Genomic DNA, 18,819 nt, shown 5'->3' with positions numbered 1-18,819 from the left:
TATAATTATATCAATGTGCTCAACATATCCACATCCCCAGCCCTACAACCCACTGAACCACTTCTGGTTATGCGAAATGCCCTGTGCATATGTCAAACCGGGTTGACTCGCTGAATACGTTAACTCATTTGACATATTCAATATTGGCGATCTTATTGTCAAGCCACACACCCTGAACGGAGTCCCTCTCTTCGGCCATGCCCGGCCCCACAGAACAATCCCCCAAGCTCCTCGATCAGGTGCGGCAGGTCTGCCAGCGCCGCCAGTACAGCTACCACACGTAGAAGGCGTACGTGCGCTGGGTCACCCGCTTCGTTCGGTTCCACGACACCACCCACCCCCGCCACCTCGCGGAAGACGACATCCGGGCCTTCCTGTCCCACCTCGCGTCGGAGCGCAACGTCGCGGCCTCCACCCAGAACCAGGCCCTCAATGCCCTGGTGTTCCTCTACGAACAGGTACTGGGCGTGGAACTCGATGACATTGGCCCCCTCGACCGGGCCGACCGGCCCAAACGCCTCCCCACGGTGCTCTCTCGGAAGGAGGTGCGGCGCCTCTTCGCGTCCCTCTCTCCCGGCCCAAACCGGCGCATCGCTCATCTTCTGTACGGCAGTGGCTTGCGCCTCTCGGAAGCTCTCCGCCTCCGGGTCAAGGAGCTCGACTTCGACAGGGGCCGCGTCCACGTACGGGATGGGAAAGGAGGAAAGGACCGCACGACCGTGCTTCCCGAACGCCTGCACGTCCCCCTCCAGCGTCACCTGAAGACGGTGAAGGCCCAGCACGAGACGGACTGTGCGGAAGGCGTCGGGAGCGTGCATCTGCCCGACGCGATTGCGGAGAAGTACCCGAATGCGGCGACCGAGTGGCGGTGGCAGTACGTCTTCCCCTCCACACAGCTGTCGGAAGACCCGCGCAGTGGGGCCGTGCGCCGCCACCACCGCTCCGACTCGGCGGTGCAGCGGGCCGTCAAGAACGCCGCCGACGCGGCGGAGATCGAGAAACGAGCGACGTGTCATACGCTTCGCCACTCTTTCGCCACGCACCTGCTGCAGGACGGCACCGATGTGCGGACGATTCAGAAGCTGCTGGGCCACGAGCAGCTCCGCACCACCATGCAGTACGTCCACGTGCTGGAGCAAAGCGGCGAGGCCGTCACCAGTCCCCTCGACACCCTCCCGACCGACCCGGCGTAGCCCCCCGACGCGCGCCCTCCACGCACCAACCCTCACCCCATAACCCTCAACGCTCCCCCCAAAACCCTCGGTCCTCCAGCCACTGCCACAGCGCCGGCAGGAAGGCGACCGCCGCGGCGAGCCGCCCCGGACACCGGTTGTAGCGCTCCTGCGTTCGGAAATCAGGAACCCAGTCCGAAAAGTGGTCCTCCGCGTACCGGTGGATCTCGCCTGGGGTCGACCGCTTTTTGATGAGTCCAAACACATAGATTCTCGGCCCCTCCTCACCGGTGAACGTCGGGGAAGCGCGGTTACCCTGCCGCTGTGCGACCGCGGCGATTCTCCCGCGATGTCGCCGGTAGACGAACAGGTACCCCCGAACAAGTGCAGTGGTGCTCCACCAGAGCAGTGTCCGTGTCGCCAAGGGCGGCTTGCCTGAGAAGATGCTGGGGGCATCTCTTTCCAATCCGCCTGCGGTGATGGGGTTTGTCCCCCCCTGATTGACATCACGTATGATCCGGTCACGATCCACTACCGTTCAGAAGCGGATATAGATCTTTTTGAGGCAAATCTGATCTTGATTCCGCCCGAGGAGATCAGCCCCCCTATCCTTCGAAGAGGAGAAAAACAGACGGCCGCGACGGTTGAGGAGGCATTGGAGACTTCGTGATCGGTCCATTTTCAAGGGAGGCCTTTCCCGAAAGACACTCTTTCTGATATGCCAGTCGTACAGTGTTTTAATTGCATAATGTACCGATTAAAGTTGTCATTGCCTTGGCCTTGATCACCGGTACTGGAGCGCGTTTCGTTCTGCTGAGAGGAAGCACTTCCCCTCGGCCCGTACACGATAGGTCGAAGGCCACCGCCGGAGGCGCAAGCAGCGAGGGACGCAGGCTCATGCTCGCTGTTGTTGCGCGGTGAGTCTCATGAGTCGAAGGAGTGGGGCAGTCAGTGCGCAGCGGCGAGTCTAAAAGAACAGAAAGACGCTGAGGTCCCCCCGCACATTGGTGACCGGCTCCTCAGCGTCGGCGGGGTCCGGGGCAAAGTGGTCGTCGAGGCGGGCGGTGTACTGGGCAGTGGTCACCTGCACCTCCAGGGCGAAGCGCATGGGGCCGTAGTTGAGGGCGAGGCGGGGCGCGACTTCCCAGACCGAAGCGAGGCTTTCCCCGTCCGGGTCCACGCCGCGGGTGGCGAAGGCAACGCCGGAAGTCGGCCCGTCGAGCGCGTCGGCCACGCCGAGGTTGGTCACATATCCAGCAAAGAGGCCCGGCGCGATGGTCCCGGCCTTTTCAACCTCGACCCAGGTGCTGAGCGTGTTGATCTGCTGAAACGCGTCGGCTGCGCCAACGTCGTTGCCTGCGGCCGCCGGGTCGTAAAGATAGCCGCCGATGCCTATGTGATCGCGGGCGGTTCCGTACACCAGCTTGCCGCGCACCACCAGCGGATCGCCGCTGTAGGCGGCATACGCCGTGCCGGCGCCGCCAAAGAAACGCTCGCCCAGCGGGAAGGGACGCAGCGCCTTCAGGTACCCGCCCAGCCCGAGCGTGACCCGATCTGTAACGTACTGCGCGTGGCCGTGCAGCCCCGGGATGGCGGCCTGCTGCTGCGCGTCGATGCCGCCCTGTGGCTCAGTCCCACTGGGCGCGTTGGACAGCCCCGCGTCCACGAATGCGTCCATCTGCCAGGCCGTGGCACCGATCAGTCGCAGCGTCTCCGTCGGCCGCAGCGTGAGCTTGATCATCGGCTGCCGGGCAAACGGATTGAACGGCGTGCCCGCCTCCGACGCCACCGTGTGCGGGAAGGCCCCAAGTGTAAAAAGCGGCGACCACTCCATCCCGAATTGTACGTCGCGGTTGTCCCACGACATCTTGGCAAAGGCCCGCCGGACGCGGAGGGTGTTTTGCACGTCGCCGGTGGGCCCGAAGAAGTCCGTTTCGACGTAGCCCGACACGTCGGCCCCCAGCACGTTCTGCTCAAAGTCGTCGACACGGAGGCCGAGCCGCGAGAAGAACTGAAAAGCCCCGAGGTTGTCTCGGTCGCTCAGGTCGTCGGCGTCGGGATTGTTGGCCGCCGGGTAGAGCATAAAGTCCACGTCTCGCGCCGCTACGACCTGCCGGGTGTCGTAGTAGTAGGAGGACTTGACGAACCCGCTGAGGCCAATGGACTGGGCCGTGCTGGCCTGCCCCGGGATGAGCAGAGCGACGGCAATTGCGAAAAAGAAACAGGCCCAGGACGCGGGGTTCAGGTGGCATCGACAGTGCATGAGTGCGTATCTTTTCTGTTGGGAAAGGCGTGCCTCGTGCAGGACGTTTTTCCAGGCCGGAAGAGCCACTCCGTTTTATGATCCCCCTCATAGCCACCGACGTGAAGCCTGAGCTCATTCGCCACCGGCGAAAAAACCGGAATGCCTCAGAAGCTGTTTGGTGGATTGATGTTCAGCCGACACGAGCGTAGCGACTGACGAGGCCCAGCCGAGTACACACAGTGGGCGAAGCTGCAAAATGGTGCCCAAATGAGTCTCTGTAATGAGTCTCTGTAGCGGGGGCCGAGCAGGAGCGAGGTCATGCCCGTGGGGAGCTACCGGGCGAATGCAGAAGCCATCTTGCGCTGGGAGCGCAGCGACCAAGTACTTCCGAGGGGCCACAGAGCGTCCACCAAACAGCTTCTCAGGACTGCTTATCTTTCGGTCCCCAGATGCCCATTTCCGGCAAGAGATCCATCGCCCCCGTAGTCGGCCGGTTCCTCTGGTTCGCTTTCACCAGGAGCAGACGCTCCACCGGGGGCCGTTCCTACCAGCCCCGCGTCGCGTCCGGCTCCACTTTGCTCCCCGAGGGCAAACTGCTCGACGCCTTGTTGGAGCCGATCGATGAGCCGGTCCAGGTCACCGGCCGCATCGGACACCTGGGTGACTCCCGCCGCCGACTGCTGGGCCGCGGTCGAGATTGACTGGACCGACCGGGCGATCTGCTCGCTGGTGGCGCTTTGCTCTTCGGAGGCCGCCGCGATCTCGTCGGTCATCTGCTCGACCTGGTCAATTGAGTCGACGACCTCCTCGATCACCTCCCCGGTCTGGGCCGACAGTTCGCGCCCCTCCTCCACTCGCTGGGTGCCCTCGCGGACCCGGCCGACGGCCTCTTCGGCCTCGGTCTGGATCTGCTCGATCATCTCCGCAACTTCGCCGGTCGCCCGGTCGGCCTCCTCCGCCAGGTCGCGAACCTCCTCGGCCACAACGGCAAAGCCCTTTCCTTCCTCGCCGGCCCGGGCGGCCTCGATCGCCGCGTTCAGGGCGAGAAGGTTTGTCTGCTGAGCAATCTCGTCGATCCGCTCGACGATCTGGCTGATCTGCTCGCTCGAGGCACCAAGCCGCTCGATCGTGTCCGCCGAGCTTTCGACCACCTCTGCGATCTCTTCCATCTTTCCAGCGGTTTCCTCCACGATTTCTTCTCCTTGGCGGGCCTTCTGACTGCCGGTCTGGGCCGCCTCCGCGGTGCGCTGGACGCTCTCGGCGTTCTCGCCAATCGTCTGGTTGAGCTCCTCGACCGCCGCGGCCACCTCCTCGGCCTGCGCGGACTGCTCCTCGGCACTGGCAGCCATCTGATGCGAGGAAGCGCTGATCTGGTCGGCCGACGAAGCGGTCTCCTCGGCCGCCCCCTTCACGTCTGAGAGGAGCTGGCGGATGCTCTTCACCGCCTGGTTGAACTCCTCGAAGAGGCGGGCCATCATGGCTTGCTGCTCATCGAGGTCGCCATCGCCCTCGGCGTCATCGAGGTGCGCCTGCACCGTCAGGTCCCCATCGGCAAACCGGTTCATTGCGTCCAGCATCGTTTCGACGCTCTCGCTGAGGTAGGCACGCTGCTCGTTGGCCTCGGCCTTGGCGGCCTTCGCCTCACGGGCCGCCGTGCGGGCTGCCTCACTTTTTTCTTCCATCTGGGTCACGGCCTCGCGGATTTGGCTCACCATCGCGTTGAATGCAGCGGCCAGCTGCCCCACCTCGTCCTGGGTGTCACGCTCCACATGTGCGCTGTAGTCCTCGTCCGCAGCCGCATCCGCGGCAGTGGCCAACTCCTGTATCGGGCTGATGACCGTCCGCCGCGCCACCGCGTACAGGATGCCTCCGATAATAACCACGACGATACCGCCAAAGAGGAAAATCATCTGCCGCACGCCAGCGAGCTTGGCGTTGATGTCGCGCTCCGGATAGGCGGCGACAATTGTAAATCCCCACGCGTCGAAGGTCGACCGCCGCACGCTCCACGATCCATCCTCACTGGCAAGTGCAGACTGTAGCTGATCGGAACCAACGTGCTCTGAGTTGAACATCATCTCCCCTTCCCCGTCCAGCACGGCCAGGAATCCGTTTTCTAGGATGCGGGTGTCCTGGACAGATGCTTGGAGCGTCGTCATCCCACTCAGTTCGTACCCCACATACCAGATGCCCACCACGTCGCCCTGGGCATCGTACATCGGTTCGTATCCCGTCAGGTACTTGTGCCCTAAGATGTCAACTATTCCGTAGTAGGCCTCCCCCTCGGTGATGGCCGCGTAGGCCTTGCCGTCCGGATTCAGAACGGTTCCCACCGCTCGGCTGCCGTCGTCTTTCGTCACGTTGGTACTGACACGAACGAACGTGTCGCCGTCGCGGGCAAACAGTGTGGCCGTCCCCCCAAGCTGCTCGGTAACCTGATCCGGCAGTTGGTAACGGCCCACCTGGCTGACACGGCCAAACTGCAGGTCCGGCACCTCTTCCCCATTGAGCACCGTGCGCCCTCGAAGGGCAGGGGTCCCCAGTTGCTGGGCGTCGTCTTTCATCGTACGTATCCCGCTGCGTACCATCTCCAGACGGAGCCGGTTGATGGCTCGCATCCGATCGGTGAAGCGCGCCGTGCTGGCTTCAACTTTCTCCTGTGCGGCCCGCCGGGCGTCGTCGCCGATCCGCATCGACACGGCAACCCCCGCTGCCACCACGCCCAATCCGACCACCAGGATGATCGGAATCATAAACTTGGCCGCAATACGGGTGGTAGCGGCGGACCAGAGAGCGGTCAGGTATTTCATAGCAGTGTCCTAATCCTGTACCGAGAGAGCAGCGTTAGCAAACTATGTAGGGGACCGGTCGAGCCAGCACAGGGGACATACTCACGCACAAAAACCCCGTTAGATGGCTCTACTCCTGAGTTATCGCTGCATATCCAAAGACCTTAAGTGCCAATCAGGAGCTGAATCGGCAAAGCTACCCTGAGACGCTGCCAAGACGGTTTTGCCTTTCGGTCGGTCTATTTCAAAATGCCCTCAACACCTGTGAGCACCGATTCAACTCGACCCTCGACGCGCATATTTTCTTTACGGCAGCGGCCTGCGCCTCTCGGTAGCTCTCCGCCTTCGGGCCAAGGAGCTCGACTTCGACAGGGGCCGCCTCCACGCACGGGATGGGGAAGGGGGGAAAGGACCGCACGACCGTGCTGCCCGAACGCCTGCACGTCCCCCTCCAGCGTCACCTGAAGACGGTGAAGGCCCAACACGAGACGGACTGTGCGGAAGGCGTCAGGGGCGTGCATCTGCCCGGCGCGATTGCGGAGAAGTCCCCGAACGCGGCGACCGAGTGGCGGTGACAGTACGTCTTCCCCTCCCCGCAGCTGTCGGGAGACCCGCGCAGTGGGGCCGTGCGCCGCCACCACCGCTCCGACTCGGCCGTGCAGCGGGCCGTCAAGACCGCCGCCGACACGGCGGACATTGAGAAGCACGCGACCTGCCACACGCTTCGCCCTGAGCGAAGCGAAGAAGTAGTTTTAGACTACGGCACTCCTTCGCCCTCACTCCTCTTCCGTCCCCACGTCGTGCGGCACGTCGCCGCGGTCCTCCAGCCACTGCCACAGCGCCGGCAGGAAGGCGACCGCCGCGAGCAGCGTGGTGCCCAGCCCCAGCACCGCGAGGGTGCCCATCGAGTTGAGGCCGGGGTGGAAGCTCAGGAGCAGCCCCCCGAACCCGACCATCGTCGTGAGCGTGCCCATCGTGACGTGCTCCCCCGTCGACCGCAGCACGGTCCAGAGCGAGCCGGAGCCCTCCTCCCGGTACCGGTGCACCATGTGCACCCCCGCGTCGTTGCCAATCCCCAGGATGGCCGGGAAGACGACCATGTTGTAGAAATTGACCCTGAGGCCGAACACCTCCATCGCCAGCAGCATCCACAGCAGGCCCACCCCGAGCGGCACGAGGGCCAGCCCGGCCCACCGGAGCGACCGGAAGTTGAGCAGCATCAGCAGCGCGACAATGACGAACGTGCCCAGAATCATCCAGGGCGCCTCCCGCTGCAGCAGCATTAGCATGTCCGCCGCGACGAGAGACGTGGAGCCCGCGTGGTAGGTGGTGCCGTCGTCCGTCGTGATGGTGCCCACGTCCCGGGCGAAGGCGATGGACTTTCGCCCGTCGGAGAGGCCCACGGACGGGTAGATCATGACGAACTGGCCGAGCTCGCCCTCTTTCGTCGTAAACTGCTTGCGAAGCGACCGGGGCACCTGGTCGAGCGGGATGGGGGTGCGGGGCTGGGCGGCGCGGCGCAGCCGCTCCAGCGCGTCGGTGGACTCGTCGCGCAGGTAGCGATTCTCGGTGGCGGTCTCGCGAATCTGGGCGATCCGGCGCAGCTTGGCCGCCTGGCTGGTGTCGTGGAGCGGGAACCGCTCCTGCAGGCTCTCCACCGCCAGGATGGTTGGGGAGGTGGTGTCGGATCGCATCTTCTCGCGGACGGCCTCGACGATCGCGGGCACCTCGGCCGCGCTGTCCGCCACGACGTAGGCCGGGTTGCGCCGGTCGCCGTCCCCGCCCGTGCTGACACGGTCAACGTACTGGTCGCGCTGCTCGTACTCGGTGTACTCGGGCTCCAGCGCCCCGAAGTCGTACTGAAAGTCGACGCGCGGAGCAAGAACCAGGGCCCCCAGCACGGCCACGAGCCCCCCCACGACGACGGGCCGCGCCGCCGCGTACCGCCGGTGCGTGGCCTCACGGGCCTCCAGGCCGGCCCCTCCTCGGAGGTTGAGCAGGCGGGTCCGCTCCAGCAGGGCCAGCAGGGCCGGCATCACGACCGTCATGGCGAGGAGGGCAAACAGCACGCCGGTGCCCGCAATGGCCCCAAACTCGCTGAAGCCCTTGAAGTCAGCCGCCACGAGCACGTACAGGGCCCCGGCCGTCGTGAACGCCCCCACGGCAATGGCCTGGCCGGTGCTCACGAAGGTGCGCTCCACCGCGTCCACGACCGCGTGCCCGTCGGCCCGCTCCTCGGCGTACCGGGCGTAGAAGTGGATCCCGAAGTCGATCCCCAGCCCGAAGAGCACGAGGCCGAGAGTGGAGGTCATGAGATTGAGCTCCCCGAACAGCAGGGCGGCCGCGCCGCCCGTCCACGCCAGGCTCATGAAGAGCGGCCCGCCGATCACGAGGCCCATCACCGGCGCCCGCACCAGCTCCCAAAACAGCCCCCGGCCGTCAACGCCGGGACCCGACCGCACCCGGTAGGCCTTGTACAAAAAGTACAGGACGACCACGAGCAGAACGGTCCCGACGCCCGCCCCAAACGAGCCGGCCACGTCGCCCCAGATGGTGTTCACCTCAGCGAGCTGCCGGTACAGGCGCCCGGCGAGCACCACCTTCATCTCCGGGTGGTACGACGCGGGATCCATCCGGTCCACCAGGGCCCGCGTGTCGGCGTACAGGTCCTCGATGTACCCGATGTTTGTATTCGATCCCGACGGGTAGAAGCGCAGCACCATCGTGGTGCTGTCGTCGGAGACCGGGTAGCGCGTGCCGACGAGGCGGTCGTACACCCCTTCCAGCGCCTCCCCGTCCTCCGTCGTCTCCGTCGTGTCCGCCTCGCCCTCCTCCAACTCGAAGTAGAACGGATTGGCGTCCTGGCGGGCCCGCTTCGCCTCCGCAATCTGATCGTCCAGAAAGCCTTCGACCTGGCGCAGCTCCTGATCGGACGCGAAGTAGAGCGCATTGTCCCTCAGAAACTCGACCTCGCGCTTGTACTCCACGCGCGTTAGGTACGTCTCGCTCGTGTCTCCCGTTCGCCGCAGGGACAGGGCCTCCGGAATCAGGGCCTCGGCGAACTGCTTGTTGGCCTCAAACGACGGGCTGGTGATGGCCACGGCCATGTCGCGCTCCCCACCCACGGTGCGCTGGAGCGTGTTGAGGGCCTGGACGCTTTCGTAGTCTTCGGGGACGAGGTTCGCAATGTTGGTATCGAGGGAGAGCTGGGATGCCCCGTAGCCGCCCAGGGCCGTGGCCAGAACGGCGAGCCCGAGCACCACACCGGCGCGCTGCGTCACACGTCGGATGAACGGCCGCAGGGCCCGAAACAGACGATCCATCACGTTCGCGCGTTGAATGACCAAAGACAGAAATGTCGCCCCCCTCCTCGGATGGACGCAGCGAACACCCGTTCCCCACGCCAACAGGCCGCCCGGTGCTCCATCGGAGTAACACGCCGCCCGGCCCACTTTTCATGCCGCTTTTCACGCCCAAATGAACCAGCGAGGCCCGCCCCCCACGTGGCAGTCGGTAGGTTTTCCCGTTACTCTTTCCTAACTTGCCGCCGACGTCATCTCTATGTTTCTTCGCCCCTTCTCTCCAACAGCGCACTGCCCATGGTCAACACCTACGAATCGATAGAGATTGGCGACTCCCACGAATGGACGCGAGTCGTCACGGCCGAGGACGTGCAGAAGTTTGCCGACATCACGGGCGACGACAATCCCGTGCACGTCGACCCGGAGTACGCAGAGGAGCATTCTCGGTTTGGCAAGCCCATCGTCCACGGCGTGCTCCTGCTCGGCCTTATCTCAAAGGTGCTGGGCCGCGACTTCCCCGGACACGGCAGCATCGCCGTCGGCATTTCGTGCCGCTTTCTCCGCCCCGTCCCCGTCGGCTCGGAGGTCCGGGTCCAGGTCAAGGTGTCGGAAAAGCTTGAGGACAAGAAGCACGTCAAGCTGCGCACGTACATCTATCGGGACGGCCAGATGGTGGTCGGCGGCGAGGGACGCGTCATTCCCCCGACGGAAGAAGAGGAGGATCCCCACCGGGCCCGCCGGTAGGAGATGCCACGGGAAGGGCTCGTGTCGCGGGCCACCTGGACAGCCGGACGGCCCCCGATCAATGCCCGGAGCAGTGGGGGCTCTGAGCTCCGATGCCGATCTGCAGGTCAGTTCGGCAGCTTCAGGGGACGGTCTACGGGGACGGTCTGATCCACCTCCAGCTGGTTGATGATCGCGAGGTCCTCCTCCGTCATGTCGGACGGCAGCGCGTCCGCATCCACGAAGGAGCGGAAAGGCTCCGCCCGGCGGGCCGGGCGGATCGTGAGGCGCGTGGGCTGCCGGTTCAACTTCTCCGCATCGGTGAGCCGGGCAAAGCTCGTCATGGACTGTTCGAAGTCGGGCCGGTAGGCGCTGTACTGGTCCCCGGCGGTGAGTCCCCGGAATTGGTACACGCTGTCTCCGTAGGCGATGAAGTAGGTCAGCAGGCGCACGACCTCTCCCTCCTGCGTCGTGCCCTCGGCCAGGACGCGCCGGGCGTCGTTCCCGTTCACCGAGGTGCCCTGACGGTCGAGGACGGTAAGGCCCTCCTGCCCGGCAAATTCGCGGGCCGCAGCGGTGGGGCTCTCCGCGTCGGAGACCGAGAAAATCATGTAGGCCGACTGGTCGGGCTGCACCAGGGCCACCTGCTTCGGCTGGTTCTGCACGGTCCACCGGCTGGGGATGGAGAAACGAAATTCCAGTTCGGGGTGGTAAAACACCCCGTCCTCCGCGAAGCCCTGGCGGGGATTTTTGCCGAGGACGACGTTCTCAAGGGCGCCGTAGTAGGCATCCTGGCCGATCGTCCGGGCCGGTGCGTCCACCTTCTGCTGCCACGTCTGCGCCAACTCCGGGATGGTTTGCTTCCGCGCCCCTGGGTCCGGGTGGGTCGACTGCCACGTCGGGATGGACTGCCCGCCTTGCTCCCGCACCCGGTCGAGAGACTCGAAGAAGGCCGCCCCCTCGGCCCCGTCATAGCCCGCCCGAATGGCGTATTCTACCCCAAGTCGGTCGGACTCCCGCTCGTTGTCGCGGCTGTAGCTGAGAGAGAACAGCTGCGCGGCCTGTCCCCCGATCCCCATCACGTTCTCCGCGACGTTGCCCCCGAGCGCCGCCTGCCCGGCAACGGCCCCGCCGAGGAGGAGGCCCTGCGTAAACTTTTGACGGGCCGCCTGCTGCGAGGAGTGCCGGGCGGCCACGTGCCCAATCTCGTGCCCGAGCACCATGGCCAGCTGCGCCTCGTTGTTAAGGTGGGCCATGAGGCCCCGCGTCACGTACACGTAGCCGCCGGGCAGCGCAAACGCGTTGATGATGGGACTATCGAGCACGCGGAACTCAAACTCCGTATCCCGAAACCGCTCCGGCGTGTCGGGGCGCCGCATGTGGCTCTCCGCCAGCACCTCTTGTGCCACCTCGTCGACGTACTCCTGCAGCCCCTCGCCGTCGTAGACCCCGTACTGCGACTGAATTTGCTCGTCCGCCTTCGTGCCCAGCTTTACCTCCTCCTGCCAAGAATAGCCATAGGCGCGGGTATTGCCGGAAACCGGGTTCGTGCCCGTCGAGACACAGCCCGCCCCGACCGTCAGAACCAGCAACAAGATGGGCACGAGCGCCCAGACGTGCAGGCGTTGGGCGAGGGCGCGACGTGTGGGAAACGACGTAGTCATCGGGGATGGGAGAGCGCTTGTTCGCAAAACACGTTCGTTGGGTTCGGCTCAGCTGCGGGACGTCGGCGCCGTTGCGTCGGGCCCCCCGGACGCCGATGCCACGCCGTTGGAGGCCGTCGCGTCCCCACCGGCGTATTCGGGATCCGGCGCCACCACCGCCGCCCCGTCGCCCGGCTGGACCTGCAGGGCACGGTGCGACGCGGGCTCCGCGTCGAGGGCCGGCTCGAAGGGCCCCCGGCGCGTGGCGGTGACGAGGCTCTGCCCCACGGCGTCCGACCGGAGGAGATCGAGAAACACCCCGGTTCGCTCCGCGTCGAGCTTGCCGAAGGCGTCGTCGAGAAGCAGGAGCGGCTCGGTGTCGTTTCGCCGCTGCAGGTAGAAGTACTGCGCCAGCTTGAGGGCCATTGCAAAGGTGCGGTGCTGGCCCTGCGAGCCGTACCGGCGCACCTCCAGGTCGTCGAGGCGAAAGATGAGCTCGTCCCGCTGCGGCCCGGCGAGGGTGGTGCCCCGGTCGCGCTCCTGTCCCTGTTTTCGGTCGAGGGCCGCGCGGAACGCATCCTCAATGTCGTCGGGCGTCGCGTCGGGGGCAAGGTCCGCAATCGTATCGTACTCGATGGTGGGCCGCTCGGCGACCGCATCGATGCGACGGTATGCCTCTTCGAGGTCGTCCGCAAAGGCTTGCAGGAACTGCTGCCGGCGGTGCACGATGCGGCTTCCGAGCCCGACTAGCTTCTCCGTCCAGGGCGCCAGCAGCGCGTCCGGCGGCGGGGCGGACCGCTTCTTGTAGCTGCGGAGCACCTCGTTGCGCTGACGGCGCGCACGGCGGTACTTCATGAGCGTCTCCATATAGACGGACCGCGCCTGGCTGAGGATGTTATTGACGAAGCGGCGCCGCTCACTGGGCCCCCCGGCCGTCAGGTCGTGGTCCTCCGGGGAGAACACCACGACCGGCAGGAGGCCGACGAGGTCGGCCAGCCGGTCGAGCTCCGCCCCGTTCACGAAGACCGACTTGCCCTCTCCGGGCACGTACGCCAGCTTCACAGTCATCGGCTCCTTCCGAACCTGCCCAACGCGCCCCTCGACCTCGAAATATGGCGCGTCCGTCCGCACGGCGTAGCGGTCCCGCGAGGCCGTAAAGCTTTTGGTGAGGCACAGGTAGTGGACCGCCTCCAGGACGTTCGTCTTGCCCGCCCCGTTGGGCCCGTAGAGGAGGTTCACCGACGGGGCGAGATCGAACTCGCTCTCCGCGTGGGCCCGGAACGACCGGAGGCGAAGGGTGTGGAGAATCATGAACGGAGCGCCACCTCTGGAAAGCCTGCGCGGGAGCCTGCGTGGACCCCTAGGCTTTCCATTACGACGGGGGCAGGGCCTTCGTTCGTTGGTACCCAGTGCAGCTTCTTCTGCTCCTCCGTCACGCCCGACGCTGCGTATGCCCGATGCCCCACCCGTTCACCTCCGCCCACTTACCGGCGCCGACGCCCCCGCGGCCGAACAGCTCTGGGCCGATCGGTTCGGCGGGGCGCCCGATACGCGCCGCAAGTGGATGGAGGCAGCCCTAGACCCGGCCCACTCGGCCACCGCGACTGTGGCCGTCGCCCCACACGATGCCGTCGTGGGCGTCTCGTTTCTCGAGGTGGGCAACCGGCGCTACACCCACCAGTACCTTGGGCTTGAGGCCCTCGACGTGGACGTGTCGCTCGCGTCCCGAAACGGCCTGTTTCACCTCACGTGTGTGCAGGCGGACTGGGAGGACCGCGGGGTCGGAACGGCCTTCTATGAACGCCGGCTCGAGCAGCTCGCCGACCGGGACGTCCCGTGCGCGTTCGGCATCGCGTGGCACCGGCCTGCTCCCGTTGGCAGCCGTGTGCTGTTCGAAAAGCATGATTTCACGCGCATCGCCACCGTCGAGCACTACTACGCCCGCACCAGCACGCGTCCCCACTGCCCCGCCTGCGAGGGCCCGTGCACCTGCACCGCGTCCCTCTACGCCCGCCCTCTCGCCTCGCCCCGCACGCAGTAGCCCCCTTCGGGGCCCGAAGGCCCGTTGCGATTTCCGACGCTCGGTCCGTAGGTTTGGGGCCACGGTCCCCTCCGGGTCTGCCCCACCACTTTATGACGCCGGGCTCTGGAATCGGGATCGTGTCTCCCGGCTTCTGTCCTTTGGGGGACGAGGCGCCGGAGGCCCCGTGCCCGTCTTCCGTCGGCAAAAGACATGGGACTCCCCACCGAGCGTTTTTCCGCTCCTCAGAGGACCGTCTCGTTCCCGAGCACCGCCACCGCCGTCATCCGTCGTCCTCATCGTCCTCCTCAGTTTCAATCTCTTCCTCTTTCTCCCCGGACCCCGGATCGGAGCCTCCGCCCTGAAATGAGAGCGGATATCGGCGTGAGAGGGACTGCCCTAAATTGTCGAACATGGTTCGTGTCGGCGATTGGGAGAAATGTAAAGGATGTGTGCGGCGTTTGGATAGAACGTAACCGTACGGGGCTTGAAAATCCAATCGATCTCTGTTGCTCGTGACTGCGCTGCTGCTGAGTCTTCTTGTCGTCGTTTCCGCGGCCGATGTTGCGGAACGGGACGACTGTACAGAGCTTCTGCCCGCCACCGCGCGCTCGGAGCTTCCCGTGCGCTCGTTCCCGGATGCTCAGCGGGTCTGGTCGGGGCGCGACGACGTTTCTTCCGATACGCTCCGCGCCTATATTTCTCAGCTTCAGGACGCCCGTCGATGCTTCCGTCGCCTGCCCGCGTCCGCCCTCGAGCGCCCCTCCCGAGAAATTCTCTACACCTTGAAGTGGGAAGGCTACCTTCACGCCGCCCTCGCCCAGTTTTCCGAGGCCGTGGCGGCCTTCGACGACGCCCTCGCCCACCTCGACGACGGCACACGTTCTCCCGACGAACGGGAATCCCTCCGCGCGACCGAGCGCCCACACCTTTATCAAGAGCGGGGCTACCTGTACTACCTTCTCGGCAACCTCTCGGACGCCCTCGATCAGTACCTCAAAGCCCTCCGGCACACCCCAGCCCCCAAGGCCGCCGCACGGACCGAGCTCCTCCGGAGCCTCGGCGTCCTGCATCAGCGCACACAAGACTATCGGTCCGCCCATCGGTATCTGAACCGGGCCCAGCGTCTGTACCGGGACCATGATCTGTCGGCCCCGTCGCGCCACGTCGATCTTCTGTACAGCCAGGCCGACCTTCTCCTCGAGGAGACCCTCAACACGCAGTTCGACCGGGCATCGCTGGAGCGGGCCCGGACGCTTGCCCGTCGCAGCCGATCGGCCGCCGACCCCGGCACGGACCGATTCGCCCGGTCCACGATGACGTTGTCCGAAAGCCTCGGGTATCTGGGCAAGTTTGAGGAGGCCTATCGCCTCAACGACGAGGCATTGCGGTACGCCCGGAGCCACGATGACATCCGGCGCCAGGCATTTGCCCTCCTCAAACGGGGCCTCCTCCACATGCAAACCGAACAGTGGGCCCGGGCCGATCGCACGCTCCGTCGGGCCCTCTCCTTCGCCGAAGACCTTCGGGACCTCGACTTTCAGCGCCGTGCCCTGCGCGGCCTGGGCCGCCTCCACGAACTGCAGCGCGACTGGGCGGCGGCGGAGACGTACTACCGGGAGGGCATTTCGGTGATCGAGACGTACCGGGAGTCGCTGACCGCTACGCAGTGGTCCTCAACGGCATTTGCCCAGTGGCGCGACGTGCACCGCGGCCTTGTGCGCACCCTTCTTGCCCAGGACGAACCCCGACCGGCCCTGGCGGCCCTGGACCGAACGCGCGCCCGGTACCTCCAAGACCTGCGCACGCAGGACCGGGTCGCTAACCAGCTTCCGCCCACGACACGGGCCCGGTTCGACAGCCTCGGACGTGCCCTCACCGACGTGCGCACTCGGCTCGGCACCGATGCGCTCGACGACGCCGAGGCGGCAAGCCTTCGTGCCCGCGAAGCAACCCTCATGGCCACTCGCCAACGGGCTTTGCGTCTCGACTCCGCGATGACGGCTCGGCCGTCGGTGGACGAGATCTCCGAGACGATCGCCCGCCAGGGTCGGGCCCTCGTCTCGTACTTCCTCGACGACCCGTGGCCCGTGTACGACCGGGCCCCACGCTCTGCGGCCTTCGTCCTGACGGGGGACACGCTCCGGGCCGTCTCCCTCCCCAACCTGTCCCAGGATTCGGTCCGGGCGCACGTTCGACGCATCTCTTCGGTGTTCGAGGCCCAACAGGCACCTCAGCACATGAACGCGATGCACTTCGATCTCCGTCCACTCCGGGCACTGCACGACCGCCTCTACGCCCCCATCGCGAAGCACCTCTCCGACGGACAGCCCTTGACCGTCATTCCGGACGGGCCGATGTTCCACGTGCCCTTTTCGATGCTGGCGACGGCCACGCCCGGGGGACGCTACGACCACGCTCGGGCCCGATTTGTGCTCCACGAGCGCCCGACGGCACTCGATTTGTCGGCCTCCCTGGCGGCCGACACGTCCAAGGCGCGGAGCGACACCGCGTCGTTTTCTCGCGACCTGGCGGCCTTCGGGGTGTCCTCCTTCGATTCCCTGCGGTCCGCGTCGTCCTTCCTCCAGCCCTCTCGCCCCGATACCGCCGCTCCCTCGTCGTTTCGCCCTCCCCCCTTGCCAGGGGTGCGGTCCGAGATCAACACCCTTGATCGGCTGTTCGACGACGCCGACACGTTTCTCGACGAGCGCGCGACGGAGCCGGCCTTCACCACCGCCAGCCGGCAGGCCGACGTGCTCCACCTGGCCTCGCACGCCCTTGTCCACCCCTCCTCCTCGCTCCAAAACGCCTTCCTCCTGCACCCCGACTCCAGCTCAGACGGGCTTCTGTTTCTCCACGAGCTGCAGGCGCGCGACCGGTCCTTGCCCCTGGCCGTCCTCAGCGGGTGCAGCACCGCCCGTGGCACGCTGCGGGGGGGCGAAGGCATGTCGGGCCTGCAGTATGCCTTCCGGGTCATGGGGGCCAGGGCCACGGTGTCCAACCTGTGGCCCACGGCCGATCGGTCCAGCGTTGCGCTCATGGAGACCTTCTACCAGAACCTCCAGGCGGGCCAGCCCAAAGACCGGGCCCTCCGGCAGGCCAAACTGATGTACCTGCAAAACCATCGCGGGAACCTGAGTCCCTTCTTTTGGGCCCCAACGGTGCTCTACGGCGCGCCCCACTCCCTGGAGCTAGACTCGTCCGGCGGCACGCTCCCCTCCTCCTGGTGGCCCCTCGCACTTGCCCTCTTCGCAGTCCTCTCCGCTTGGCTCCTCGTTCGGTTTCGCTCTCGATTGGGCATCGCGTCCCCGTAGGCGCAAAGGGCCTCCTCAATCGAGATCGGAACGCCTCCAGCACACTCGTGCCCTTTCGCCCCCTCTAGCCTCCGGCATGCCCGATTCTTCCTCCCTTTTCGACGAGCTCCAGACCCTCGCCACCGAGCAGCGGAATCCCCACTCCACCCACATCGACACCGCGTCGACGGAGGAGATCCTGCGCGTCATCAATACGGAGGACCACCAGGTGCCGATTGCGGTGCGTCGCGAGCTGCCGCACGTGGCGGAGGCGGTGAAGATCGTGGTGGAGGCGTTCGAGAACGACGGGCGGCTCTTCTACGTGGGCGCCGGGACGAGCGGGCGCCTCGGCGTGGTCGATGCCTCGGAGTGTCCCCCCACCTTCGGGACCGATCCGGAGCGGGTGCAGGGCCTCATTGCTGGGGGGCGCGAGGCGGTCTTTCGGTCGCAGGAAGGCGCGGAGGACGTGCCCGAAGACGGGGCCGAAGTCCTTGAACAGCACGGAGTGAGAGAGAATGACGTTGTCTGCGGTGTCACGTCCAGCGGGCGCACGCCGTTCGTGGTGGGGGCCGTGGAGCACGCCCGGGACGAGATTGGCTGCCCGACGCTCTTCGTGACGACGGTCCCGCGGGCGGACCTCGATGTGGCCCCGGACGTCGCCATCTGTCCGGTGGTGGGGCCGGAGGTGATCATGGGCTCCACGCGCATGAAGAGCGGGACCGCGCAGAAGCTCGTGCTTAACATGATCACGACCGCCGCGATGGTGCGTCTCGGCAAGGTCTACGAGAACATGATGGTGGACCTTCGGCGCACCAGTGAGAAGCTCGTGGAACGCGGCCTCCGCACGGTGATGATGGTCACAGGGATCGATTACGAGGAGGCCGACGCCGTGCTCGGCGCGTGCGACGGGCACGTCAAAACCGCGATCGTCGTGGTCCTCGCGGACGTGGAGGTAGCGGAGGCGCGGCGACGACTCGACGCGGCGGACGGCTTCGTGCGGCCCGCCATTGCGGGAGATGGAACCGGCTAGCCCAACCTGTCCCCGGTCGTCGATGGCCCTTCTCCGAAGTCCCCCCGTCCCCTCCAGGACTCGCCAACAGGGCCCTCACTCACGCAGGTATTCGTCCAGAATGGGTTCGAATCCCTCCTCACGGAGCCGTTCCCCCGTCGCCAAAGCTGTGCCGTCGGGCCCCACCAGATAGTACGTGGGATCCCCGTGGACCAAAAACATCGAGCTGTAGCCCCCGTCCTCATCGGCGACCTGGGGCCACTCGATGCCGAACCGGTCCGCTGCATCTCGCACGGATGCCTCGCCCTCAGCGGCAATCCCGACAATCTCGAAGTTTTGGGTCTCGGTACCGGTCGCATACCTTCTTCAGCTTCGGAATCGCCTCCACACACGGCGCGCACCAGCTGCCCCAAAAGTCTAGGAGTACATGTTTTCCTCTCAGCGACGATGCACTCAGCTCCCGGCCCGATAGGGCCGTCGCCATCGGCGATCGTCGTTCCCGGAGACGGTCCGCGGGACCGGGCCAAACGAGCAGTAGGAGGGGATGCGCCCCTGTTTCATGTGAAACACCCTCCTTGCCGCACTCCCTTCGTTCCGTTCCGCATCGCAACGACGACCTGGGG

13 protein-coding genes are annotated in these 18,819 nt (G+C 65.8%); 6 read left to right on the top strand and 7 right to left on the bottom strand.

Annotated features, from left to right (window positions below; all coding sequences use genetic code 11):
* The first annotated feature begins 293 nt into the window (after positions 1-293).
* Positions 294-1,193: an integron integrase gene (locus B7R93_RS00145; protein WP_103018841.1), complete on the top strand. Its 900-nt coding sequence runs from the start codon at positions 294-296 to the stop codon at positions 1,191-1,193.
* A 46-nt stretch (positions 1,194-1,239) separates the two neighbouring features.
* Here B7R93_RS00145 and B7R93_RS15585 read toward each other — a convergent pair whose 3' ends face one another.
* The 3 genes from B7R93_RS15585 to B7R93_RS00130 all read right to left on the bottom strand — a co-directional run bounded on the left by B7R93_RS15585 (position 1,240) and on the right by B7R93_RS00130 (position 6,227).
* The gene (locus B7R93_RS15585) at positions 1,240-1,596 is read right to left on the bottom strand and encodes a hypothetical protein (RefSeq protein ID WP_157942133.1); all 357 of its coding nucleotides are present in this window, start codon (positions 1,594-1,596) and stop codon (positions 1,240-1,242) included.
* A gap of 543 nt (positions 1,597-2,139) precedes the next feature.
* On the bottom strand, positions 2,140-3,435 hold the full coding sequence (locus tag B7R93_RS00135) for a hypothetical protein (RefSeq protein ID WP_103018839.1): 1,296 nt from the start codon (positions 3,433-3,435) through the stop codon (positions 2,140-2,142).
* 413 nt (positions 3,436-3,848) lie between these two features.
* Positions 3,849-6,227 (bottom strand): methyl-accepting chemotaxis protein, encoded by a 2,379-nt coding sequence (locus tag B7R93_RS00130; protein ID WP_103018838.1) that lies wholly within the window; start codon positions 6,225-6,227, stop codon positions 3,849-3,851.
* Positions 6,228-6,628: 401 nt separating this feature from the next.
* Here B7R93_RS00130 and B7R93_RS15580 point away from each other — a divergent pair, with 401 nt between their 5' ends.
* Positions 6,629-6,781, top strand: coding sequence for a hypothetical protein (locus B7R93_RS15580; RefSeq protein ID WP_232797842.1), 153 nt, complete (start codon positions 6,629-6,631; stop codon positions 6,779-6,781).
* A 201-nt stretch (positions 6,782-6,982) separates the two neighbouring features.
* Here the strand turns inward: B7R93_RS15580 and B7R93_RS00120 are convergent, their stop codons facing one another.
* Entirely contained in the window at positions 6,983-9,529 is a 2,547-nt protein-coding gene (locus B7R93_RS00120; RefSeq protein ID WP_103018837.1) for an efflux RND transporter permease subunit, read from the bottom strand.
* Positions 9,530-9,805: 276 nt separating this feature from the next.
* Between B7R93_RS00120 and B7R93_RS00115 the strand changes: the two genes are divergently transcribed.
* A complete protein-coding gene (locus B7R93_RS00115; RefSeq protein WP_103018836.1) occupies positions 9,806-10,252 on the top strand; it encodes a MaoC family dehydratase in 447 nt (148 codons plus the stop codon).
* A 107-nt stretch (positions 10,253-10,359) separates the two neighbouring features.
* On the opposite strand, the gene B7R93_RS00110 is transcribed toward B7R93_RS00115, so the two are convergent.
* Positions 10,360-11,895, bottom strand: a complete 1,536-nt coding sequence (locus tag B7R93_RS00110; RefSeq protein WP_103018835.1) for a M48 family metalloprotease — start codon at positions 11,893-11,895, stop codon at positions 10,360-10,362.
* Between the two features lie 48 nt (positions 11,896-11,943).
* Positions 11,944-13,185 (bottom strand): DNA replication/repair protein RecF, encoded by a 1,242-nt coding sequence (gene recF, locus B7R93_RS00105; RefSeq protein ID WP_103018834.1) that lies wholly within the window; start codon positions 13,183-13,185, stop codon positions 11,944-11,946.
* Between the two features lie 139 nt (positions 13,186-13,324).
* Here recF and B7R93_RS00100 point away from each other — a divergent pair, with 139 nt between their 5' ends.
* From B7R93_RS00100 to murQ, 3 genes are all read left to right on the top strand, one after another.
* Positions 13,325-13,915: a hypothetical protein gene (locus tag B7R93_RS00100; protein ID WP_103018833.1), complete on the top strand. Its 591-nt coding sequence runs from the start codon at positions 13,325-13,327 to the stop codon at positions 13,913-13,915.
* A gap of 494 nt (positions 13,916-14,409) precedes the next feature.
* A complete protein-coding gene (locus B7R93_RS00095; RefSeq protein WP_232797841.1) occupies positions 14,410-17,208 on the top strand; it encodes a CHAT domain-containing protein in 2,799 nt (932 codons plus the stop codon).
* Between the two features lie 76 nt (positions 17,209-17,284).
* Positions 17,285-18,217: an N-acetylmuramic acid 6-phosphate etherase gene (murQ, locus tag B7R93_RS00090; RefSeq protein ID WP_103018831.1), complete on the top strand. Its 933-nt coding sequence runs from the start codon at positions 17,285-17,287 to the stop codon at positions 18,215-18,217.
* 75 nt (positions 18,218-18,292) lie between these two features.
* On the opposite strand, the gene B7R93_RS00085 is transcribed toward murQ, so the two are convergent.
* Positions 18,293-18,490 carry a TlpA family protein disulfide reductase gene (locus tag B7R93_RS00085; protein WP_103018830.1) on the bottom strand — a complete coding sequence of 66 codons (198 nt, stop codon included), beginning with the start codon at positions 18,488-18,490 and terminating at the stop codon, positions 18,293-18,295.
* Between the last annotated feature and the right edge of the window lie 329 nt (positions 18,491-18,819).

The sequence above is a fragment of the Salinibacter altiplanensis genome (assembly GCF_002894645.1).
Classification (GTDB): Bacteria; Bacteroidota; Rhodothermia; order Rhodothermales; family Salinibacteraceae; genus Salinibacter; species Salinibacter altiplanensis.
This window is presented reverse-complemented; position numbering and strand designations above follow the sequence as displayed.